General features: G+C 63.2%; 15 protein-coding genes, 4 tRNA genes and 1 riboswitch. Of the genes, 14 read left to right on the forward strand and 5 right to left on the reverse strand.

The annotated features are described in order from the left end of the window. Window positions 1–88: 88 nt before the first annotated feature. Window positions 89–2,458 carry a 5-methyltetrahydropteroyltriglutamate--homocysteine S-methyltransferase gene (gene metE / locus KIO74_RS02660; protein WP_213333989.1) on the reverse strand — a complete coding sequence of 790 codons (2,370 nt, stop codon included), beginning with the start codon at window positions 2,456–2,458 and terminating at the stop codon, window positions 89–91. A 109-nt stretch (window positions 2,459–2,567) separates the two neighbouring features. Further along, window positions 2,568–2,770: riboswitch (cobalamin riboswitch) on the reverse strand. A 338-nt stretch (window positions 2,771–3,108) separates the two neighbouring features. Next, window positions 3,109–3,183: transfer RNA gene (locus tag KIO74_RS02665), tRNA-Thr, on the reverse strand. Window positions 3,184–3,641: 458 nt separating this feature from the next. On the opposite strand from KIO74_RS02665, the gene KIO74_RS02670 reads away from it, so the two are divergent. Beyond that, complete coding sequence (locus KIO74_RS02670) at window positions 3,642–3,998, forward strand: hypothetical protein (RefSeq protein WP_213330294.1); 357 nt, start codon at window positions 3,642–3,644, stop codon at window positions 3,996–3,998. 207 nt (window positions 3,999–4,205) lie between these two features. Next, window positions 4,206–4,727, forward strand: coding sequence for a hypothetical protein (locus tag KIO74_RS02675; RefSeq protein ID WP_213330296.1), 522 nt, complete (start codon window positions 4,206–4,208; stop codon window positions 4,725–4,727). A 257-nt stretch (window positions 4,728–4,984) separates the two neighbouring features. Here the strand turns inward: KIO74_RS02675 and KIO74_RS02680 are convergent, their stop codons facing one another. Then, window positions 4,985–6,667 carry an MFS transporter gene (locus KIO74_RS02680; protein WP_213330298.1) on the reverse strand — a complete coding sequence of 561 codons (1,683 nt, stop codon included), beginning with the start codon at window positions 6,665–6,667 and terminating at the stop codon, window positions 4,985–4,987. 380 nt (window positions 6,668–7,047) lie between these two features. After that, a complete protein-coding gene (gene rlmB, locus KIO74_RS02685; protein WP_213330300.1) occupies window positions 7,048–7,887 on the reverse strand; it encodes a 23S rRNA (guanosine(2251)-2'-O)-methyltransferase RlmB in 840 nt (279 codons plus the stop codon). A 244-nt stretch (window positions 7,888–8,131) separates the two neighbouring features. On the opposite strand from rlmB, the gene KIO74_RS02690 reads away from it, so the two are divergent. The 6 genes from KIO74_RS02690 to nusG all read left to right on the forward strand — a co-directional run bounded on the left by KIO74_RS02690 (window position 8,132) and on the right by nusG (window position 10,995). Continuing rightward, a tRNA-Tyr gene (locus tag KIO74_RS02690) sits at window positions 8,132–8,216 on the forward strand. Between the two features lie 20 nt (window positions 8,217–8,236). Continuing rightward, a tRNA-Gly gene (locus KIO74_RS02695) sits at window positions 8,237–8,310 on the forward strand. A 266-nt stretch (window positions 8,311–8,576) separates the two neighbouring features. Next, window positions 8,577–9,767: an elongation factor Tu gene (gene tuf, locus KIO74_RS02700; protein WP_213330302.1), complete on the forward strand. Its 1,191-nt coding sequence runs from the start codon at window positions 8,577–8,579 to the stop codon at window positions 9,765–9,767. A 216-nt stretch (window positions 9,768–9,983) separates the two neighbouring features. After that, window positions 9,984–10,060 (forward strand) — tRNA-Trp (locus KIO74_RS02705). 159 nt (window positions 10,061–10,219) lie between these two features. Beyond that, window positions 10,220–10,417, forward strand: coding sequence for a preprotein translocase subunit SecE (gene secE / locus KIO74_RS02710; RefSeq protein ID WP_110375526.1), 198 nt, complete (start codon window positions 10,220–10,222; stop codon window positions 10,415–10,417). Window positions 10,418–10,428: 11 nt separating this feature from the next. Further along, window positions 10,429–10,995, forward strand: a complete 567-nt coding sequence (gene nusG, locus KIO74_RS02715; RefSeq protein WP_213330304.1) for a transcription termination/antitermination protein NusG — start codon at window positions 10,429–10,431, stop codon at window positions 10,993–10,995. 63 nt (window positions 10,996–11,058) lie between these two features. Here the strand turns inward: nusG and KIO74_RS02720 are convergent, their stop codons facing one another. Continuing rightward, window positions 11,059–11,202: a hypothetical protein gene (locus tag KIO74_RS02720; RefSeq protein ID WP_213330305.1), complete on the reverse strand. Its 144-nt coding sequence runs from the start codon at window positions 11,200–11,202 to the stop codon at window positions 11,059–11,061. Window positions 11,203–11,253: 51 nt separating this feature from the next. Between KIO74_RS02720 and rplK the strand changes: the two genes are divergently transcribed. The 6 genes from rplK to rpoC all read left to right on the forward strand — a co-directional run bounded on the left by rplK (window position 11,254) and on the right by rpoC (window position 22,774). Next, complete coding sequence (gene rplK, locus KIO74_RS02725; protein WP_213330306.1) at window positions 11,254–11,685, forward strand: 50S ribosomal protein L11; 432 nt, start codon at window positions 11,254–11,256, stop codon at window positions 11,683–11,685. Window positions 11,686–11,696: 11 nt separating this feature from the next. Then, on the forward strand, window positions 11,697–12,395 hold the full coding sequence (gene rplA / locus KIO74_RS02730; RefSeq protein WP_213330307.1) for a 50S ribosomal protein L1: 699 nt from the start codon (window positions 11,697–11,699) through the stop codon (window positions 12,393–12,395). Between the two features lie 509 nt (window positions 12,396–12,904). Beyond that, the gene (gene rplJ, locus KIO74_RS02735; RefSeq protein WP_213330309.1) at window positions 12,905–13,423 is read left to right on the forward strand and encodes a 50S ribosomal protein L10; all 519 of its coding nucleotides are present in this window, start codon (window positions 12,905–12,907) and stop codon (window positions 13,421–13,423) included. Between the two features lie 45 nt (window positions 13,424–13,468). Next, a complete protein-coding gene (gene rplL, locus KIO74_RS02740) occupies window positions 13,469–13,843 on the forward strand; it encodes a 50S ribosomal protein L7/L12 (protein ID WP_213330311.1) in 375 nt (124 codons plus the stop codon). 423 nt (window positions 13,844–14,266) lie between these two features. Next, complete coding sequence (gene rpoB, locus KIO74_RS02745; protein ID WP_213330313.1) at window positions 14,267–18,388, forward strand: DNA-directed RNA polymerase subunit beta; 4,122 nt, start codon at window positions 14,267–14,269, stop codon at window positions 18,386–18,388. Between the two features lie 210 nt (window positions 18,389–18,598). Next, the gene (rpoC, locus tag KIO74_RS02750) at window positions 18,599–22,774 is read left to right on the forward strand and encodes a DNA-directed RNA polymerase subunit beta' (protein ID WP_213330315.1); all 4,176 of its coding nucleotides are present in this window, start codon (window positions 18,599–18,601) and stop codon (window positions 22,772–22,774) included. The last annotated feature ends 4 nt before the right edge of the window (window positions 22,775–22,778 follow it).

Raw genomic sequence — 22,778 nt, forward strand, 5'->3', positions numbered from 1 at the left:
TCGCGGCACGGGGCCTCTGCTATTGAGTGCGCGGCCACGAACCACACTGGGGCGCGGCATCCGCGCCGCGCCGGGCGATCCTGCAGTGTCAGTGGCGCAAGGCGCGCAGGTCCCGCGCCGCCCGGACCATGTTGATCAACGCCGGCCTGACCTCTTCCCATTTGCGCGTCTTCAGCCCGCAGTCCGGGTTGACCCAGAGCTGCTCGTCGTTCAGCCGTTGGCGCGCGAGTCGCAGCAGCTCCGACATCTCTTCGACATCGGGCACGCGCGGCGAGTGGATGTCATAGACGCCGGGGCCGATCTCGTTCGGATATTTGTAGCTGCGGAAGGCTTCCAGCAGCTCCATTTTCGACCGCGAGGTCTCGATCGAGATGACGTCGGCATCCATCGCCGCGATGGCGTCGATGATCTGGTTGAATTCCGAGTAGCACATATGCGTGTGGATCTGGGTGTCGTCGCCGACGCCCGACGAGCAGAGGCGGAAGCTTTCGACGGCCCAGTCGAGATAGCGCTTCCAATCCCCCCGGCGCAGCGGCAAGCCTTCGCGCAGAGCCGCCTCGTCGATCTGGATCATGGCGGCGCCCGCCCGCTCCAGATCGAGCACTTCATCACGAATGGCGAGGGCGATCTGTCTGGCAGCGTCGCTGCGCGGGATGTCGTCGCGCACGAAAGACCAGTTGAGGATCGTTACCGGCCCGGTCAGCATGGCCTTCATCGGCTTCTTGGTCAGTGACTGGGCATAGCGCCACCACTCCACGGTCATCGGCTCGGGGCGCGAGACGTCGCCATAGAGGATCGGCGGGCGCACGCAACGCGAGCCGTAACTCTGAACCCAGCCATGACGCGTGAAGGCGAAGCCCGCGAGCTGCTCGCCGAAATACTGGACCATGTCATTGCGCTCGAATTCGCCGTGAACAAGCACGTCGAGACCGATCTCCTCCTGCCAGCGCACGGCGCGCGCCGTTTCCTCGCGCAGGAAGGCTTCATAGTCGGCTGCGTCGAGCTGCCCCTTGTCATGGGCGGCGCGTGCCTTGCGGACCTCCGGGGTTTGCGGGAAGGAGCCGATGGTCGTGGTGGGGAAGGCCGGGAGGTTGAAGCGCTCGCGCTGTAGTCTCGCCCGGCTCGCGAAGGCATTCTTGCGGCGCGCGAAGGCCTCCGTCACGGCCGCCAGGCGCGCGGCGACGATCGCGTCGTTGACCTTTGGAGAAGCCTTGCGGGCTCTCGCCGTCGCTGTCGAGGCGGCGAGAGCCTCCTTGACGCTCTCGCGTCCGTCCGCGAGCGCGCGGCCGAGCGTGGCCAGCTCACCCATTTTCTGCACGGCGAAGGAGAGCCAGCCCCTCACTTCGGGATCGAGGTTCGTTTCCAGTTCGAGGTCGAGCGGGCTGTGCAGCAGCGAGCAGGATGGCGCGATCTGGACATGGTCGGTCCCGCGCTTCGCGGCGACGGGCGCCACCCGGGCCAGGACTTTCTCCAGATCCGTGCGCCAGATGTTGCGGCCATCGACGACACCTAGTGACAGGACAAGGCCACGCGGCGCCTTGGCGAGAACTGCATCGAGCTGCTCCGGCGCACGCACCAGATCGACATGCAAGCCCGCGACGTGCAGCGAGAGCGCGGTGTCCAGGTTATCGCCGATGCTGCCGAAATAGGTGGCGAGCATGATTTTCAGATCCGGCAAGGCATGGGCGAACAGCGCGTAGGCGCGACGCAGCGCCTCGCGCGCGGGTTTGTCGAGATCGAGCACGAGGCAGGGCTCATCGATCTGGACCCATGTCGCGCCATTGGCGGCAAGCCGGCGCAGGACATCGACATAGACCGGCAGCAGGTCACCCAGAAGCGTCAGCGGGTCGAAGGACGGATCCTTTGCCTTGCCGAGACGCAGGAAGGTGACGGGGCCGAGCAGGACCGGACGGGTCTCGAAACCGAGGGATTTTGCCTCGCGGTACTCCTCGACCGGCTTGAGGGAGGCGAGCGCAAAGCGCTGCCCGGCCTCGAATTCCGGCACCATGTAGTGATAGTTGGTGTCGAACCACTTCGTCATTTCCTGGGCCGGGACGCCATGGGAAGCCGGGACACCATGAGGCGCGCCATGATCGTGGTGGCCATGGCCGCAGGCGTGAGGTTGCGCGTCCCCCTGCGAGCCGCGCGCCATCGCGAAATAGGTCGCGAGCGACACCGGGCCGCCCGTCCAGCCATAAGCGGCGGGGATGGCGCCGACCATCACGCTGGTGTCGAGCACCTGATCGTAGAAAGAAAAGTCATTGGATGGGATGGTCGTGATCCCCTGGGATTTCTGGCGCGCCCAGTTGGCCGCGCGCAGGGCGGAGGCGGCTTCCAGCAATGCCTTCTCGTCGGACTTGCCGGACCAGAAACTCTCAAGCGCGATCTTGAGTTCGCGGCGCGGACCGATGCGCGGCGTGCCGAGCGTCGCGATGCCAATGGATGATGATCGATACATAGGCTTAACCCCAAAATTGGGGGCAAAGGCCAGAGCGGACGCGGGACGATCACCGGCCGAACAGAGATCCGGGCGAGCCGTCGAGCGCACCACCGGGACACCCCGCCCGTGGACGTTGTTCGCCACGGCAGGTCTCCTGGCTCGCAGGTCGTCGCCTCCACCCGTCTTCCCAAGGCTATCGCCTCAGTGACATCGTGGGCATCGGCTCGCCGCTTACAGTTGCGGGGGCAGCGCCGGCATTTCACCGGCTTCCCTCTTAGCCCCGACGCGCCGCAGGCGGCATGTCGGGGAACCATGGCATGCGCATCTTGAGCTGCGTCGGCGGGCAAGTCAATGTCATATAAAGAGTTGTTTATATCTTTACATCGATGCTGTGAGGTAGACGCCCGCGATAGGGGCCTCTGTCGGTTTCATACGCTTTCGATCCCGTTGCGGCGATGACACGCCCGGCGGCCGATCGCGGATTTTTGGCTCGGCGCTGGAAAACGCTGCGTGAGCTCCCGAATCATCCGAGCCGTCTGGAGACAGGCGCGCCCGTCCCGCTTCCGAGATGCGAGGCGACTTTCCAGGCCACCGGTCCCGCAAGAGGGGTTCCTACGCTGTTATCTTAACAGATCGCGGGCAACTTGGCCGGTGTTCGGCGGGGAATGTGGTGCCGGCGGAGAGGATCGAACTCCCGACCTTCGGTTTACAAAACCGCTGCACTACCGCTGTGCTACGCCGGCCCTTGCGGCACCGATGAGGTGCCTATTCACTACTCGTCCAGATCAGGCGCTCGTGAAGCGCATGATTCAGAGTCGCTTTCCGCCGCCTGATCACAAACCAAATCTCTCAACCAGCTTAATTCAACCGGTGGCGTGGTGCGCGTGGGTGTCTCGGCTACCAGTCTTTGCGGGAATCCGCAAGGGGCGTTGGCGACAGGAGCGGTGATTGGGCCCAAGGTGTATCTCTTGCGATGGCGCGGCTGTCTTCAAGACCCAATTGTTTCGGGGCGATCATGATTGGGGGGTTATCGCCAGTCCCGATGCGGGCGGTGCGAGCAAAAGATTTTCACGCCTTGTCAAGGCCGTGCTTGCGGCCACGTTAGGCCACAATGGGCGATCATTTTTTTCGAGGATGGAAATGAGGCGGGCCTGCTTTCAAAGGAAATCGCAGGCTCGTCAATGGTATCGAGGAAGTGATCATGATCCGTTCCGTTTCGTTCAACGGCCTTTCCAAGAAAACGGTCGCGGCTGGCCTTGCCGGCTTGACGCTTCTCGGAGGGCTTGTGGCCGGCGCGGGGGAAGCGTCGGCGGGTTGGTATGGCCGGCATGGCTATTATCGGTATCACGGCGGTAACGGCGGGGCGGTGGCCGCTGGTATCGTCGGAGGCCTGGCGCTTGGCGCGCTTGCCGCTGGAGCGGCGCGTGCTTCCGCTCCTCCGCCGCCCGCGTGGGCCTATGATGGTTATGATGATGGTCCCGCTTGCTATGTCGCGCCCCGTCGTGTCTGGGTCGAAGGCTGGGGGTGGAGCGTGCGCCGCGTCACCGTCTGCGATTGAGCAGCGAACCGCGTCTATGAAGAGGCCCCGCCCGTGCGGGGCCTTTCTTGTTGATGGGTAAGGTTCCTGATCTCGGCCGCTGACAACGGCCTGTGGAACGGGGCGGGGGCTGCCCGCGTTTACCGATAAAGAAGGTCCAGGCGGACAGTTCGCTTTGGCAAACAGTTAGCCTTGATCGTTGGGCGTGGCTTGAGCGGGAGAACGTTCATGCGGAATTTCAAGCCTATCAAGACACTTCTGTGCGGTGCGGGCGCAATGGTCGCGGCGGGGTTCATGGTCGCGAGCGTGCCAACCCCCGCCGAGGCGCAATGGAGAGGTGGCGGTGGCGCTCATTGGGGCGGCCGGCCCGGATGGGGAGGTGGCGGGCCGCGCTTCGCGCCCGGGGTGAGGCCGGGCTGGGGTGGTGGCGGGTGGAACCGACCGGGCTGGGGGTATCGTCCGGGCTGGAACGCCGGTTGGCGCCCTGGCTGGAACGGCGGCTGGTATGCCCGTCCCGCATGGCGAGGCGGCTGGTATGGCGGCCCGGCCTACGGCTATGGTCCCTACTACGGCTATGGCTACGGATATGACGGCTGGGGGGCGGGGGCTGCCCTTGCGACGGGCGCCATTCTCGGAGCCGGCATCGCAGCGGCGGCAAATTCGAGCCGATCCTACTGCTACCGTGCTCCGCGCCGTGTGATCGTTAATGGCGTCTGGCGGACACGCACCGTCACGGTCTGCCCGCGCTGATAGGGCTCTCGCACCGGCGCAGAGCGGAGACGCCCCGCCGGTGCCCGGTTCAAAAAAAGACCCCGCCGTGAGGCGGGGCTTTAGGGTCTCGATAAACGCATCAATTTCCTGGTCTGACAACGTTGGAGTAAGGACCAAGTTCCGCGACCTTTCACCGAAATTGCAGTTTTTATGTGGTCGCAGGCTCACATTGTCCTGATCGCTCATTTTCCATGAGGTCAGACCAGCCTATCGGACGTCGGTGCGACGCTTCCCGATTACTTGTCCCCTTCGTAAGTGAAGATGTCGCGATCCTTGGTCTCGGGCATCAGGAGAAGACCGACCACGAACGTCATGAGCGCGATGATAATCGGATACCACAGACCGGAGTAAATATTGCCGGTGGCGGCAACGATGGCGAAGGCGGTGGGTGGCAGAAATCCACCGAACCAGCCATTGCCGATGTGATACGGCAATGACATGCCCGAGTAGCGGATACGAGTTGGGAAAAGTTCCACCAGCAAAGCCGCAATGGGGCCGTACACCATCGTCACGAAAATCACGAGGACGGTGAGTATGAGCGTCATCATGAACATGTTGATCTTGGTGGGATCTGCGGCGGCGGGATAGCCATGGGAACGGATGGCGTCCGTGGCGGCTTTGGTGAATGCGGCCGTGCGGGCCGCGGCTTCGGCGCCGGCGGTACGGGCGTCGAAGGACTCAATCACCTGGTCGCCGATGCGGATCTTCGCGATCGTACCAGCCGGAGCCGCCTCATTCGCATAGTTCACGGCATTGCGGGCAAGGAACGACTTGGCGATATCGCAAGACGTCGTGAAGCTCGACGTGCCCACGGGGTTGAACTGGAACGAGCACTCAGCCGGGTTGGCGATGACCGTCACCGGCGCTTTCTCCTGAGCGGCAATGAGGGTCGGATTGCCATATTTGCCAAGCGCTGCGAACAGCGGGAAATACGTGATCGCGGCGATCAGGCAGCCCGCAAGGATGATGGGCTTGCGGCCGATGCGGTCCGACAGCCAACCGAAGAAGATGAAGAACGGCGTACCGATGAGGAGAGCGAGAGCGATCAGAATATTCGCCGTCGTTCCGTCAATTTTCAAAGTCTGTGTCAGGAAGAACAGGGCGTAGAACTGGCCTGTATACCAGACGACGGCCTGGCCGGCGGTGCCGCCGAGCAGCGCGATAATTCCGATCTTGGCGTTCTTCCAGGTGCCGAAAGCCTCCTTGAGGGGAGCCTTCGAGCCCGTGCCTTCTTCCTTCATCTTGACGAAGGCGGGGGATTCCTGGAGCTGCAGGCGGATCCAGATGGACACGCCGAGGAGGAGGATCGACAGGAGGAAGGGAACGCGCCAGCCCCATTCGTTGAACGCCTCGGTCGACATCGACATGCGCAGGACGAGGATGACGACGAGCGAGAGGAACAGGCCGACGGTCGCGGTGGTCTGGATCCACGACGTATAGAAGCCACGGCGTCCCTGGGGGGCGTGCTCCGCCACATAGGTCGCGGCGCCGCCGTATTCGCCACCGAGCGCCAGTCCTTGCAGCAGACGGCAAGCGACGAAGGCAATCGGCGCGATGATGCCGATGGAGGCGTAGCTGGGCAGCAGGCCGACCACGAAGGTCGAGATACCCATGACGGTCATCGTCACGAGGAACGTATACTTTCTGCCTATGAGATCGCCGAGCCGTCCGAAGAACAGGGCACCGAAGGGGCGCACCGCAAATCCGGCAGCGAACCCAAGCAGTGTAAAAATAAATCCGGCGGTCGGGTTGACGCCGGAAAAGAAGTTCATCGAAATATTGATGGCAAGCGAGCCTGCCAAGTAAAAATCATACCATTCGAAGACCGTTCCAAGCGAAGACGCAACGATAACTTTGCGCTCTTCGCGGGTCATAGGACGCTTCTGCTCGGATATCGCTTCCGCTGCCGCGACGCTCATTGACGCCTCCTCAAGTGTTTCCTCGTTTTATTGTCTTCCGATCTCAATGATTCAGATCAGGGTTGCTTGCGAACATTGCAGCTGCCCTCTAGAATCATGGCCGACCGTACGGTCAATACGGGAAAACTACGGCGGGAGGCGGTGCCGTGTCGCTCGTCAATTCGTCGTCATTCAAAAGTTGAATGTGTCGGCGTAGTGGTCGTTCGGACGGGCAGCCGAGTGGGCGGGCATGCTTATTGCCTGATCGTGCCATCAATCGGCGTTGTCCACGCCACGGCCGGTGAGGGGCGGCGTGGGAAGGCGCGCCGCGGCGTCAAGAGAGTGCCTGTGAGAGTGCCTGTGCCGTGGGCCAACCGCGCGCGGGCGCCCGCGCGCGTCAATCAATCAAGAGCGGCGAGCGCCCGGGAGGTCGCGTAGAGGGCGACGGCTGCGGCGTTCGACACGTTCAGGCTCTTGATATGACCCGGCATGTCGAGCCGAGCGAGCACGTTGCAGCGTTCCCGGGTGAGCTGCCGAAGGCCTTTGCCCTCCGCGCCGAGGACGAGCGCGACCGGGCGGCGCAGCGGAACGGCCTCAAGTTCGGTCTCGCCGGCGGAATCAAGACCAATGCACAGAAATCCGCGCTCACGCAGCGTCTGCAAGGCGCCGGCGAGGTTGCGCACGATGGTGAAGGGCACATGTTCCAGCCCGCCCGACGCTGATTTGGCCATGACACCGGTGGCCGAGGGGCTATGCCGGGCGGTGGTCACGATGCTGTCCACGCCGAAGGCGGCGGCGGTGCGGACGATGGCGCCGACATTATGCGGGTCGGTGATCTGGTCCAGGACGAGAATCAATGATTGCGCGTTCATCGTCTCGATGGTGGGAGAGGGGAGGGGATCCGCCTCGATATAGAGACCCTGATGCACCGCATCCGGCTCGAGCTTGCGCGCGATCTCGTCCGGACGAGCGAGTTCCGGCGTGACGCGCAGGGGGCCCAGCTCTTCGGTCAGGCGTCGCTGCGCGTTCTCGGTCACGAGTAGACGGCGGATGCGGCGCTTCGGATTCGAAAGCGCCTCGACGACAGGATGCCAGCCGTACAGGATGACGCCGTCCTCGACCTCCGCGGCCCTTCGCGCGCGCCAGTCTGGCCGTGAGGGGGGGCGATTCGATCTGCCAGGGCCGGATTTGTGGCCAGGGCCGGATTTGCCGTGGCGGGGCCGCCGCTGATCGTCACTCATCGCTACTACTCGTTTCCACAGGTATGGGCACGGTCCGCCCGGGCCCGGCGAGCAAGACGTTCCCGCGATATGCGCTGGCCTGGCTCAGGGTGAGGCAGGTTTGACACAGGGGATTGTGGCGCGCCAGCCCGGTTTTGCAGTTGACACCCATAACCGGCTCCTCTTAAGAACGCGCCACTGCTCCTGCGCCGCAGGTGAGCGGAAAGGTGATCGACCCACCGGGGTTGGTCATGCTGGATGGGCCGGAGGGGTGCCCGAGTGGTTAAAGGGGACGGACTGTAAATCCGTTGGCTACGCCTACGTTGGTTCGAATCCAACCCCCTCCACCATCCAAGCCTGACGTGCGTTAGCGGGTGTAGCTCAATGGTAGAGCAACAGCCTTCCAAGCTGATGACGAGGGTTCGATTCCCTTCACCCGCTCCACGGCCTCATCGAATTCCATTTATTGTATGGTTTCGAGCGCGGCGCTGTCTGATAGCGCGGCGGGCAGGGACGTGATTTGGTGTTTGTCGGGACCGGTTGCAGAGGCATATTGTCGAAGGTGTCGCAGCGGGTGTTCCCCACAATCGGCACTAATTGCGCCGCTGGCACTTGCGCAAGCGAGTGAAACCCCCTAGACGATCGCGCAATTTCGGGGATCGATATCCCCGATCCTTTATCATGATGGCAATGCCCAGGGTTTGTGACTGATGGCCAAAGAGAAGTTTGAGCGGACGAAGCCGCACTGCAACATCGGGACGATTGGTCACGTTGACCATGGCAAGACGTCGTTGACGGCGGCGATCACGAAGGTTCTGGCGGAGTCTGGGGGCGCGTCGTTCACGGCGTATGACCAGATCGACAAGGCGCCTGAAGAGAAGGCGCGCGGGATCACGATCTCGACGTCGCATGTCGAGTACGAGACGAAGAACCGGCACTACGCGCATGTGGACTGCCCCGGCCACGCCGACTATGTGAAGAACATGATCACGGGCGCGGCGCAGATGGACGGGGCGATCCTGGTGGTGTCTGCGGCTGACGGCCCGATGCCGCAGACGCGCGAGCACATCCTGCTTGCGCGCCAGGTGGGCGTTCCGGCGCTTGTGGTGTTCCTGAACAAGGTCGACATGGTGGACGACGCCGAGCTTCTCGACCTGGTCGAGCTCGAGGTGCGCGAGCTTCTGTCGAAGTACGAGTTCCCCGGGGACGACATCCCGGTGGTGCGTGGTTCGGCGCTGTGTGCGCTTGAGGATCGCGAGCCGACGATCGGCCATGACGCGGTGCTTGAGCTGATGACGCAGGTCGACGCGTATATCCCGCAGCCGGAGCGTCCGGTTGACCTGCCGTTCCTGATGCCGGTCGAGGACGTGTTCTCGATCTCGGGTCGCGGCACGGTTGTGACGGGCCGCGTCGAGCGCGGGATCGTGAAGGTCGGCGAGGAAATCGAGATCGTCGGGCTGAAGCCGACGGTGAAGACGACGGTGACGGGCGTCGAGATGTTCCGGAAGCTGCTTGACCAGGGTCAGGCGGGTGACAACATCGGGGCGCTGCTGCGCGGCACGAAGCGCGAGGACGTTGAGCGCGGCCAGGTGCTGTGCAAGCCGGGTTCGGTGAAGCCGCACACGAAGTTCAAGGCGGAAGCCTACATCCTGACGAAGGAAGAGGGTGGCCGGCACACGCCGTTCTTCACGAACTACCGTCCGCAGTTTTACTTCCGGACGACGGACGTGACGGGCGTGGTGACGTTGCCGGAAGGCACCGAGATGGTGATGCCCGGGGACAACGTGACGATGGAAGTCGTGCTGATCGTTCCGATCGCCATGGAAGAGAAGCTTCGCTTCGCGATCCGCGAAGGTGGCCGCACGGTTGGCGCCGGCGTCGTCGCCTCCATCATCGAGTAAGACACCAGCACATCAGGCGAATGCGCAAGCAATCAGCGCATTCGCCTGCGTCGCACGGCTGCCGCGCCGTAATCCAGGCGCGACAGTGAATATTCCCATCATTCGCCTATCGCCATGTCGCGCGAGTGATGTATAGGAATGGCGTGGCGATTCCATCTTGAGCTGAGCTTTGGCTTAAGGGGCGCCATTGTCGGCCTGTTACCGCAGGCATCCGCTAGGAGTGTAGCTCAACTGGCTAGAGCACCGGTCTCCAAAACCGGGGGTTGGGGGTTCGAGTCCCTCCACTCCTGCCAGCGGATCCCAGGCGGTCGGCTTTCAGTTCCTGACTGCAGTTTTTTGCAAGTTGCGCTGATCGCAGGATGACATTGCAACAGACCTCGGGGTCACTGGCCCTTGCGTGTTGACCGTTGTGATGCCAAATCAGCACTGCGCGACGGCTATGGTGAGACAATATGGCGAAGACGAATCCGGTCGAGTTCATTCAGCAGGTAGGTAACGAGGCCTCCAAGGTCACGTGGCCGACCCGCAAGGAGACGCTCGTCACGACGGCTATGGTATTCGTCATGGTCATCGTCGCGAGCCTGTTTTTCCTTCTCGCCGACCAAATCATCCGCTTCGGCGTGACGCTGATTCTCGGTATCGGTCGCTAGGAGCCGCGCAGATGTCTTCTCCCAGCCCGACCAGCATCTCATCCGCTCCGAAACGGTGGTATATCGTCCACGCTTACTCGAATTTCGAGAACAAGGTTGCGCAGTCCCTGCGTGATCAGGCCGTCCAGCGTGGTCTCGAGGACAAGTTCGACGAAATCCTTGTCCCAACGGAAAAGGTCGTCGAGGTGCGTCGGGGCCGCAAGGTCGATACCGAGCGCAAGTTTTTCCCGGGCTATGTCCTGGTGAAGTGCGACCTGACCGACGAGGTCTATCACCTCATCAAGAACACCCCGAAGGTCACCGGCTTCCTCGGCGCCGACAAGTCCAAGCCGCTGCCGATCCCGGACCGCGAGGCGGAGCGCATCAAGGGGCAGGTCGCCGAGGGCGTAGATCGTCCGAAGCCCTCCGTCAGCTTTGAGATCGGCGAGCAGGTGCGTGTGGCCGACGGGCCTTTCGCCTCCTTCAATGGCATCGTCGAGGAGGTGGACGAGGCACGCGCCCGTCTCAAAGTCGCGGTGTCGATCTTCGGTCGCGCGACGCCGGTCGATCTCGAATACGCGCAGGTCGAGAAAGTCTGATCGACCGGGGCAAGGGGCGACCCTTGAGGCTTGCCTCGGGTTGTCTCTGTTGCTAAAGAGCTTTCACAAAGGGTGGCCGGCATGCTGGCCGCCCTTCGTCGTTGGAGCGCCAAGCTCCAGAAAGCCGGCGAAACCCATCGCCGGTTCATCCGCGGAAGGTCCGCCGGTCGCCAGCCGGAACAGAAGGGCCGTACCGCGATCTGTCATCCCCGGCGCGCGGATTGGCATCCGCGGCGTCGTCCCATGGGAGCAGCCATCATGGCAAAGAAGATCACGGGTTACGTGAAGCTTCAGGTTCCGGCAGGCGCGGCCAACCCGTCGCCGCCGATCGGTCCGGCGCTCGGTCAGCGCGGCCTCAACATCATGGAATTCTGCAAGGCCTTCAACGCGAAGACCGCGCAGATGGAAAAGGGTACGCCGATCCCGGTGATCATCACCGCGTATCAGGACCGCTCTTTCACCTTCGAGATGAAGCAGCCGCCGGTCAGCTACTTCCTGAAGAAGGCCGCTGGCATCACGAGCGCGTCAAAGACCCCCGGCAAGGGCGCCTTTGCCGGCAAGGTGACGCGCGACCAGCTGCGTGACATCGCCACGAAGAAGATGGTCGACCTGAACTGCGACACCGTCGATGCGGCTGTCGCGATGATCGAAGGCTCGGCCCGCTCAATGGGCCTTGAGGTCCAGGGCTGAGGAGGTCGATCATGGCAAAACCAGCAAAGCGCATTACCGCCCTTCGCGACGGCGTCGACCGGGTGAAGCTCTATGGTCTCGAAGAGGCCGTGAAGATGGTGAAGGAGCGCGCCAAGGCCAAGTTCGATGAGACCATCGAAGTGGCCATGAATCTCGGCGTCGATCCCCGCCACGCCGACCAGATGGTCCGCGGCGTCTGCAACCTGCCGAATGGCTCCGGCCGGACCGTCCGCGTTGCCGTCTTCGCCCGCGGCGCCAAGGCTGACGAAGCCAAGGCAGCCGGTGCGGACATCGTCGGCGCCGAGGATCTGCTCGAGATCGTTCAGGGCGGCACGATCAATTTCGATCGCTGCATCGCGACCCCGGACCTGATGCCGCTCGTCGGCCGTCTCGGCAAGGTGCTCGGCCCGCGTGGCCTGATGCCGAATCCAAAGGTCGGCACGGTGACCATGGACGTCAAGGCGGCGGTCGCTGCCGCCAAGGGCGGTGCCGTCGAGTTCCGTGTCGAGAAGGCCGGCATCGTCCACGCCGGCATCGGCAAGGCTTCCTTCGATGAGGGTAAGCTGATCGAGAACATCAAGGCTTTCGCGGATGCGGTTTCCAAGGCCCGTCCGTCCGGCGCGAAGGGCACCTACGTCCAACGCGTGGCCATCTCCTCGACGATGGGGCCGGGTGTGAAGGTCGATCCCGCGTCCGTGCTCGGCGCGTAAGAAGACAGCTGCCTCATCTTTGGCGCAATAGCGCGCTAGCTGATGCGACTTGCCTGTTTGCCTGCGGTGGGCTCTTGGCAAACCGCAGGTGAATGGTTATTAAAACCATTCTTGCCTGGAATCGGCTTGGCATCTGATGTCGCCGGTCTCAGGTGTTGGAGTTTCGCCCGGGTAACCGGGTGAATGTGGCCGGCGGGCAAGGCGGTAGCTTTGCGCGAACCGGTCATATGTCCTGTCCGAGACTGCGGGTGCCGTTTACGGCTTAATTTCAGTATGAAGCCAGCATAGACGGGGAAGGCTGATTTACACGATGGATGCCTCTTGTGGGGTTTTCCTTTGGGTGGGTTGGTTCGGACCTATTCCTGGGGCGTGAGTTTGATCTCTGCGATCTGGGGGACAGGGCTTGCGGGCGCCGCGCGCGGCGCATTGGGTGCAAGCCTAGTGCACGGCGTGTGGCATGTGCAGCCGGCGGCGGGGGTGTTCCCTGCTGCTGAACCGGAGAGAGCCAAGTGGACAGAGCGGCAAAAGCCGAGTTCGTCGCGGCAATGGGTGATGTGTTTTCATCAGCCGGCGTCGTCGTCGTAGCTCACTATGCCGGCCTGACGGTCGCCGACATGCAGAAGCTCCGCAGGGAGATGAAGCAGGCTGGTGCCTCGGTCAAGGTCGCGAAGAATCGCCTCGCCAAGATCGCTCTCGAAGGCACGGACGTCGCATCAATCGCGCCTCTTCTTAAGGGGCCGACGTTGCTGGCTTATTCCAGCGACCCTGTTGCGGCGCCGAAGGTCGCTGTCGACTTCGCCAAGGCTAACGACAAGCTCGTTATCCTCGGCGGCGCGATGGGAGTGACCGCTCTGAACCAGGACGGCGTGAAGGCTCTGGCCGCGCTGCCGTCCCTTGATGAACTGCGCGCCAAGCTGGTCGGCCTCGTTCAGGCCCCGGCAACGAAGATCGCGCAGGTCGTCAACGCACCCGCCGGGAAGCTGGCGCGCGTGTTCGGGGCATATGCCAAGCGAGACGAAGCGGCGTAAGGCCGTCTAAACCCCTATCAATCGAACCAACCCAGGAAGTGTATCATGGCTGATTTGGCAAAGCTCGTCGACGACCTGTCGAGCCTGACCGTTCTCGAGGCCGCCGAGCTGGCGAAGCTCCTCGAAGAGAAGTGGGGCGTGTCCGCCGCCGCCGCCGTGGCTGTTGCCGCTGCGCCGGGTGCTGGTGCCGCCGCCGCCGTTGAGGAGCAGACCGAGTTCACCGTCGTTCTCGCCGGTGTGGGTGACAAGAAGATCGAAGTCATCAAGGAAGTCCGCGCGATCACTGGCCTTGGCCTCAAGGAAGCCAAGGACCTCGTTGAAGGCGCTCCGAAGCCCGTCAAGGAAGGCGTGTCCAAGGACGAGGCCGAGAAGCTCAAGGCTCAGCTTGAGAAGGTCGGCGCAAAGGTCGAGCTCAAGTAATTACCGCGCGGGCTCAGCCCGTGCATCGGCGGGAGCTGGAGTGTCCCTGCGGATCGATCCGGTTTCCAGCCATCGTTCGAGACTTGGTTCTAGCGATTTCGTTTTGAGGAGATCGCAATGGGAAGGGGCTCTTGGCCCTTCTTGGTTAGAGGCGGGCCGCTGCGGCGGAACGCTACAAGTTGAGAATTCCACGGTCCCGAAGGCATCTTGTCTCCGGGGCCGTTGTGTCGTCGATGCGCGACCGTGTTGCAGCATGGTCCCCGCGACACGCAAAAAAAGTGACGACGGCGGTCCCCCCGGGACTGTCGGGAGTGACATGGCAGCATGCCGCAGGAGCGGCCGGCTGACCTGGCGGCCTTGTGGAGCCGCCCGGTCTCGTGATGAGGCCGCCAGGTCAGCCGTGCGTGAGGAGCGAGAACAGACATGGCCCAGACGATCACTGGCCCGAAGCGTGTCCGCAAGTTCTTCGGCAAGATCCGGGAAGTGGCGCAGATGCCGAACCTCATCGAGGTTCAGAAGGCATCTTATGACCAGTTCCTGATGGTCGACGAGCCGAAGGGAGGGCGGCCAGAGGAGGGGCTACAGGCCGTCTTCAAGTCCGTTTTCCCGATTTCCGATTTTTCCGGTGCTTCGCTGCTCGAATTCGTGAAGTACACCTTCGAACCGCCGAAATACGACGTGGACGAGTGCCGCCAGCGGGGCATGACCTTTGCCGCGCCGCTCAAGGTCACGTTGCGCCTCATCGTGTTCGATGTTGATGAAGACACCGGCTCCAAGTCCGTCAAGGACATCAAGGAGCAGGACGTCTACATGGGCGACATGCCGCTCATGACCGACAACGGCACCTTCATCGTCAATGGCACCGAGCGCGTCATCGTCAGCCAGATGCACCGGTCGCCGGGCGTGTTCTTCGACCACGACAAGGGCAAGACCCATTCGTCGGGCAAGCTCCTGTTCGCCGCGCGCATCATTCCGTATCGCGGCTCCTGGCTCGATATCGAGTTCGACGCCAAGGACATCGTCTATGCGCGTATCGACCGTCGCCGCAAGCTGCCGGTGACGTCGCTGCTCTATGCGCTCGGCCTCGATGGCGAAGAGATTCTCGAGACCTTCTACAACCGCATCCTCTACAAGAAGGATGGTGACGGCTGGCGCGTTCCTTACGACGCGGAGCGCCTCAAGGGCTTCAAGGCGAGCGTTGACCTGATCGACGCCGACACCGGCGAGGTGGTTCTCGAGACCGGCAAGAAGCTCACGGCCCGCGCCGCGCGTATCCTCACGGAAAAGGGCGTGAAGGAACTCCGCGCGACGCATGACGACCTGATCGGGCAGTACGTGTCCGAGGACCTCGTCGACATGTCGAATGGCGAGATCTTCGCCGAGGCCGGCGACGAGATTACCGAGAAGCTTCTCAAGGTCCTGCTGGAGGCAGGCTTCGAGGAGATCCCGGTTCTCGACATCGACCACATCAATATCGGCCCCTACATCCGCAACACGCTGGCCGTCGACAAGAACTCCTCTCGCGAGGAAGCGCTGTTCGATATCTATCGCGTGATGCGTCCCGGCGAGCCGCCGACGCTCGAGACGGCCGAGGCGATGTTCCATTCGCTGTTCTTCGACGCCGAGCGCTACGATCTCTCAGCCGTCGGCCGCGTGAAGATGAACATGCGTCTCGATCTCGACGCGGCGGACACCGTGCGCACGCTGCGCCGCGAGGACATGCTCGCCGTGGTGAAGGCACTGGTCGACCTGCGCGACGGCCGTGGCGAGGTCGATGACATCGACCATCTCGGCAACCGCCGTGTCCGTTCGGTCGGCGAGCTCATGGAAAACCAGTATCGGCTGGGTCTCCTGCGCATGGAGCGCGCGATCAAGGAGCGCATGTCGTCGGTCGACATCGACACGGTGATGCCGCAGGACCTGATCAACGCGAAGCCCGCGGCCGCCGCCGTGCGCGAGTTCTTCGGCTCATCGCAGCTCTCGCAGTTCATGGATCAGACGAACCCGCTGTCGGAAGTCACTCACAAGCGTCGTCTTTCGGCGCTTGGCCCGGGCGGTCTGACGCGTGAGCGCGCCGGCTTCGAGGTGCGTGACGTGCATCCGACGCATTACGGCCGTATCTGCCCGATCGAGACGCCGGAAGGGCCGAACATCGGCCTGATCAACTCGCTCGCGACCTTCGCGCGCGTCAACAAGTACGGCTTCATCGAGGCGCCTTATCGCAAGGTCCGCGACGGCGCGGTCACCAATGAGGTGGCCTACCTCTCGGCGATGGAAGAGTCGAAGTACTATGTGGCGCAGGCGAACGCCGACATCGACACCACCGGCAAGCTGACGGAGGACCTCGTGGTCTGCCGCCGCGCCGGCGACGTCGTGGTCGTTCCGCCGGATCGCGTGGACTACATGGACGTGTCGCCGAAGCAGCTCGTGTCGGTGGCCGCGGCGCTCATTCCGTTCCTTGAGAACGACGACGCCAACCGCGCGCTGATGGGCTCGAACATGCAGCGTCAGGCCGTGCCGCTCGTGAAGGCGGATGCGCCCTTCGTCGGCACCGGCATGGAGGCCGTTGTGGCCCGCGACTCCGGCGCGGCGATCGCGGCGCGTCGGACGGGCATCATCGACCAGGTGGACGCGACGCGTATTGTTATCCGCGCGACGCAGGACCTCGACCCCACCAAGTCGGGCGTCGACATCTACCGGCTGATGAAGTTCCAGCGTTCCAACCAGTCGACCTGCATCAACCAGCGCCCGCTGGTGAAGGTGGGTGACCAGGTCCGCAAGGGCGACATCATCGCCGACGGCCCGTCGACGGATCTCGGCGAGCTCGCCCTCGGCCGGAACGTGCTCGTCGCGTTCATGCCGTGGAACGGCTACAACTTCGAGGACTCGATCCTGCTCTCCGAGCGGATCGTGAAGGAGGACGTGTTCACCTCCATCCACATCGAAGAGTTCGAGGTGATGGCCCGTGATACCAAGCTCGGTCCGGAGGAAATCACGCGCGACATTCCGAACGTGTCGGAAGAGGCGCTGAAGAACCTCGACGAAGCCGGCATGGTCTATATTGGGGCGGAAGTGAACGCGGGCGACATCCTCGTCGGCAAGATCACGCCGAAGGGCGAGAGCCCGATGACGCCGGAAGAGAAGCTTCTGCGCGCCATCTTCGGTGAGAAGGCGTCCGACGTGCGCGACACGTCGCTGCGTGTTCCGCCGGGCGTCACCGGAACGGTCGTCGAAGTGCGCGTGTTCAATCGTCATGGCGTCGACAAGGACGAGCGCGCCCAGGCTATCGAGCGCGAGGAAATCGAGCGCTTGGCCAAGGACCGCGACGACGAGCAGGCGATCCTCGATCGCAACGTCTATGCGCGTCTCGCCGAGGTGCTGACGGGCCGCGTGGCGATCGCCGGTCCGAAGGGCTTCAAGAAGGACGTCGAGCTGACCCGTGAGGGGCTGACGGAGTTCCCGCGTTCGCAGTGGTGGGCTTTTGCCGTCTCCGACGACGCCATCACGGCGGAGCTCGAGGCGATGCGCAAGCAGTATGACGAGTCGAAGAAGCGCCTTGAGCAGCGCTTCCTCGACAAGGTCGAGAAGCTGCAGCGCGGCGACGAGCTGCCGCCCGGCGTGATGAAGATGGTCAAGGTCTTCGTCGCGGTGAAGCGCAAGATCCAGCCAGGCGACAAGATGGCTGGCCGTCACGGCAACAAGGGCGTCGTGTCGCGGATCGTACCGATCGAGGACATGCCGTTCCTTGACGATGGCACGCATGCCGACATCGTGCTCAACCCGCTCGGCGTGCCGAGCCGCATGAACGTCGGACAGATCCTCGAGACGCATATGGGTTGGGCCTGCGCCGGTCTCGGCCGGCAGGTCGGACTGGCCGTCGACGCCTATCTCAAGTCGCAGGATTCCTCCCGCCTGAAGGGCACACTGCGTGACATATACGGCACGCAGGGTGACCTTGATCAGTTGGGCGACGCCGATCTCGTCGAGCTCGGCCAGAACCTGCGCCGCGGCGTTCCGATCGCCACCCCGGTGTTCGACGGCGCCAAGGAGGCCGATATCGAGCGGATGCTCGAGGAGGCTGGCCTCGACCGCTCCGGTCAGGTCACGCTCAACGACGGCCGGACCGGCGAGGCGTTCGATCGCAAGGTGACGGTGGGCTACATCTATATGCTGAAGCTCCACCATCTCGTGGACGACAAGATCCACGCGCGTTCGATCGGTCCTTACTCGCTCGTCACGCAACAGCCGTTGGGCGGCAAGGCCCAGTTCGGCGGCCAGCGTTTCGGCGAAATGGAGGTGTGGGCGCTCGAAGCCTACGGCGCCGCCTACACCCTGCAGGAAATGCTGACGGTGAAGTCGGACGACGTGGCTGGCCGTACCAAGGTCTACGAGGCGATCGTCCGTGGCGACGACACCTTCGAGGCGGGCATTCCGGAGAGCTTCAACGTGCTCGTCAAGGAAATGCGTTCGCTCGGCCTCAACGTCGAATTGCTGTCGACGAAGCAGCCGCCGGCGGAACTGCCGCCACAAGAGGCTGCGGAATAAGACCGCGGAGCGAGCGTTACGCTCGCTCCGGTCCGTCGCCATTCAGGTGCGACGGCCGGGTCGTTCGGGTGATAGGAGGCTGCGGATGTTCCCGGACATGCGCAGCCGGCCGAACCCAAGTTTTGCAATGGGCCTGAGGCAGGCTCGACGGATATTTGGCCGGCAGGAGCAGAAAAGCGGCGCTCCAATCCCGGCTTGAAGGAGACGGCGATGAATCAAGAGGTCATGAATCTCTTCAATACCCAGGCTCCTGCGCAGACCTTCGATCAGATCAAGATATCGATCGCGAGCCCGGAAAAGATTCTGTCCTGGTCCTTCGGTGAGATTAAAAAGCCGGAGACGATCAACTACCGGACGTTCAAGCCCGAGCGTGACGGCTTGTTCTGCGCGCGCATCTTCGGACCGATCAAGGATTACGAGTGCTTGTGCGGCAAGTACAAGCGCATGAAGTACAAGGGCGTCATCTGCGAGAAGTGCGGCGTCGAGGTTACGCTGGCGCGCGTACGGCGCGAGCGCATGGGCCACATCGAGCTGGCCGCCCCGGTTGCCCATATCTGGTTCCTGAAGTCGTTGCCGTCGCGCATCGGCCTTCTGCTCGACATGACGCTGAAGGATCTCGAGCGCATCCTGTACTTCGAGTACTATGTCGTCATCGAGCCGGGCCTCACCCCCCTGAAGGAGCGTCAACTCCTCTCCGAGGAAGAGTACCTGCGCGCGCAGGAGGAATATGGAGATGACTCGTTCACGGCGCTCATCGGCGCCGAGGCGATCCGCGAGATCCTGCGCAGCCTCGACCTCGACAAGATCGCGACGGACCTGCGTCACGAGATCGCGACGACAACCTCGGAGCTGAAGCCCAAGAAGCTGATGAAGCGTCTCAAGATCATTGAGGCGTTCCAACTGTCAGGCAACAAGCCGGAGTGGATGATCCTGACGGTGGTCCCGGTGATCCCGCCGGATATCCGCCCGCTCGTTCCGCTGGACGGCGGCCGTTTCGCGACGTCGGATCTCAACGATCTCTACCGCCGCGTCATCAACCGCAACAACCGCCTGAAACGCCTCATCGAGTTGCGCGCGCCGGACATTATCATCCGCAACGAGAAGCGCATGCTTCAAGAGGCGGTTGATGCGCTGTTCGACAACGGCCGCCGCGGCCGCGTGATCACGGGTGCCAACAAGCGCCCGCTGAAGTCGCTCGCCGACATGCTGAAGGGCAAGCAGGGCCGCTTCCGCCAAAACCTCCTCGGCAAGCGCGTCGACTACTCCGGCCGTTCGGTCATCGTGGTCGGCCCGGAAATGAAGCTGCATCAGTGCGGCCTGCCGAAGAAGATGGCGCTGGAGCTGTTCAAGCCCTTCATCTACGCGCGTCTCGACGCCAAGGGTCTATCCGCGACCGTCAAGCAGGCGAAGAAGCTCGTCGAGAAGGAAAAGCCGGAGGTTTGGGATATCCTCGACGAGGTTATCCGCGAGCATCCGGTGATGTTGAACCGCGCTCCGACGCTCCACCGCCTCGGCATTCAGGCCTTCGAGCCGGTGCTGATCGAGGGCAAGGCGATCCAGCTGCACCCGCTCGTCTGCGCGGCCTTCAACGCCGACTTCGACGGTGACCAGATGGCGGTGCACGTGCCGCTGTCGCTTGAAGCGCAGCTTGAAGCGCGCGTGCTGATGATGTCGACCAACAACATCCTGCACCCGGCCAATGGTCAGCCGATCATCGTGCCGTCGCAGGATATCGTGCTCGGCCTCTATTACCTGTCGATCATCGCCGAAGGCGAGCCCGGCCAGGGCAAGACCTTCTCCGATCTCGGGCAGCTGGAGCACGCGATCGCGGCGAAGGTCATTACCTATCACACGAAGATCCGCTACCGCTGGCAGGGGATCGACGAGGAAGGCCGCGCCTACAGCAAGATCTACGACACCACGCCCGGCCGTGTGATCCTGTCGCGCATCCTGCCGAAGCATCCGAGCCTTCCCTTCGACGTCGTGAACAAGCTCATGACGAAGAAGGAGATCTCGAACATGATCGACGCCGTCTACCGCAATTGCGGTCAGAAGGAATCGGTCATCTTCTGCGACCGCATCATGAGCCTCGGCTTCTATCATGCCTTCCGCGCCGGCATCTCGTTCGGCAAGGACGACATGCTGATCCCGGAGAACAAGTGGGGCATCGTCGAGGAGACGCGCGCGCTCGTGAAGGAGTTCGAGCAGCAGTACAACGACGGCCTCATTACGCAGGGCGAGAAGTACAACAAGGTCGTCGATGCCTGGGGCAAGTGCTCGGCGCGTCTCGCGGACGAGATGATGGCCCGCATCTCGGCGACACAGAAGGACGAGAACGGCCGCGACAAGCAGGTCAATTCGATCTACATGATGGCGCATTCCGGCGCCCGTGGCTCGCGCGAGCAGATGCGCCAGCTCGGCGCCATGCGCGGCCTGATGGCCAAGCCGTCGGGTGAGATCATCGAGAGCCCGATCATCTCGAACTTCAAGGAAGGCCTCGACGTTCTCGAGTACTTCAACTCGACCCACGGCGCCCGTAAGGGTCTCGCCGATACGGCGCTCAAGACGGCGAACTCGGGCTACCTGACCCGCCGCCTGGTGGACGTGGCGCAGGACGCCGTCATTCGCGAGCCGGATTGCGGCTCGGAGCGTGGCATCCGCATGCGCGCCATCGTTGATGCCGGTCAGATCGTCGCGACGCTGGCTTCGCGTATCCTGGGCCGCACCGCGGTTGAGGACGTGATCGACAGCGAAGGCAACGTGCTGGTGCCAAAGGGCACGATGATCGAGGAATGGCATATCGAGCCGATCAACGCGGCCGGTGTCCAGGAAGTGAAGATCCGTTCGGTGCTGACCTGCGAGTCGCGGGTCGGTGTCTGCGCGACTTGCTACGGGCGTGATCTCGCTCGCGGCACGCCGGTCAACCACGGTGAGGCCGTCGGCGTCATCGCGGCGCAGTCGATCGGTGAGCCGGGCACGCAGCTCACGATGCGTACGTTCCACATCGGCGGCGCCGCGCAGATCGCCGACTCCTCGTTCCTCGAGACGAATTTCGAGGGCGAGGTGAAGCTGCGCAACCGCAACGTGGCGCGCAACTCCGATGGCGATCTTATCGCCATGGGCCGCAACGTGGCCGTCGTGCTGCATGCGCCGGATGGGCAGGAGAGGGCGGTTCACCGGGTCCAGTACGGTGCCCGTCTGAAGGTGGATGATGGCGACCAGGTGAAGCGCGGCCAGCGCATCGCCGAATGGGACCCCTATACCCGGCCGATCCTCTCGGAAGTTGACGGCACGGTCGCCTTTGAGGACCTGGTCGAGGGTGGCTCGATCACCGAGACGGTCGATGAGGCGACGGGTATCGCCAAGCGCGTCGTCATCGACTGGCGCGGCTCGGCGAGGACTTCGGATCTCCGCCCGGCCATCGTCGTCCTGGATGCGGATGGCAAGGTCGCCAAGCTGTCACGCGGTGGCGAGGCACGCTGGTTGCTGCCGGTCGATGGCATCATCGCCGTCGATCCGGGCAACAAGGTGAAGGCGGGTGACGCCTTGGCGCGTATCCCGACCGACAGCGCCAAGACCCGCGACATCACGGGCGGTCTGCCGCGCGTGGCCGAGTTGTTCGAGGCACGCCGTCCGAAGGACGCGGCGATCATCGCCGAGAAGTCGGGGACGATCTCCTTCGGCCGCGACTACAAGAACAAGCGGCGCCTCACGTTGTCGCCTCACGACGGTTCGGATGCGGTCGAGTACCTCATTCCGAAGGGCAAGCACATCCATCTGCAAGACGGCGATATCGTCGAGGTCGGCGACTTCATCGTGGACGGCAACCCGGCTCCGCACGACATCCTTGCGATCAAGGGCGTCGAGGAACTGGCCGCCTATCTCGTCAACGAGATTCAGGAAGTCTACCGGTTGCAGGGCGTGAATATCAACGACAAGCATATCGAGGTGATCGTTCGCCAGATGCTGCAGAAGGTTGAGATCGACGAGCCGGGCGACTCGGAGTTCCTGCATGGCGAGCAGGTCGACCGCATGGAGCTCGCGGAAGCGAACGAGAAGCTGGAAGCCGAAGGCAAGAAGCTGGCTGCAGGCACACCGGTTCTGCTCGGCATCACCAAGGCGAGCCTGCAGACCCGGTCCTTCATCTCGGCGGCTTCGTTCCAGGAGACCACCCGCGTCCTCACCGAGGCGGCGGTCAACGGAAAGGCGGATGCTCTCGAAGGATTGAAGGAGAACGTGATCGTCGGTTCGCTGATCCCGGCGGGTACGGGCGCCCTGGCTACGCGCCTGCGCGAGATCGCCCAGCGCCGCGACGATCTCATTCTCGCCCAGCGGGTTTCCGAGAATCAGGCTGTGGTTCGGCCTGAACTGCCGGCAGCCGAATAAGAAT

This window comes from Chelatococcus sp. HY11 (genome assembly GCF_018398335.1).
GTDB lineage: Bacteria > Pseudomonadota > Alphaproteobacteria > Rhizobiales > Beijerinckiaceae > Chelatococcus.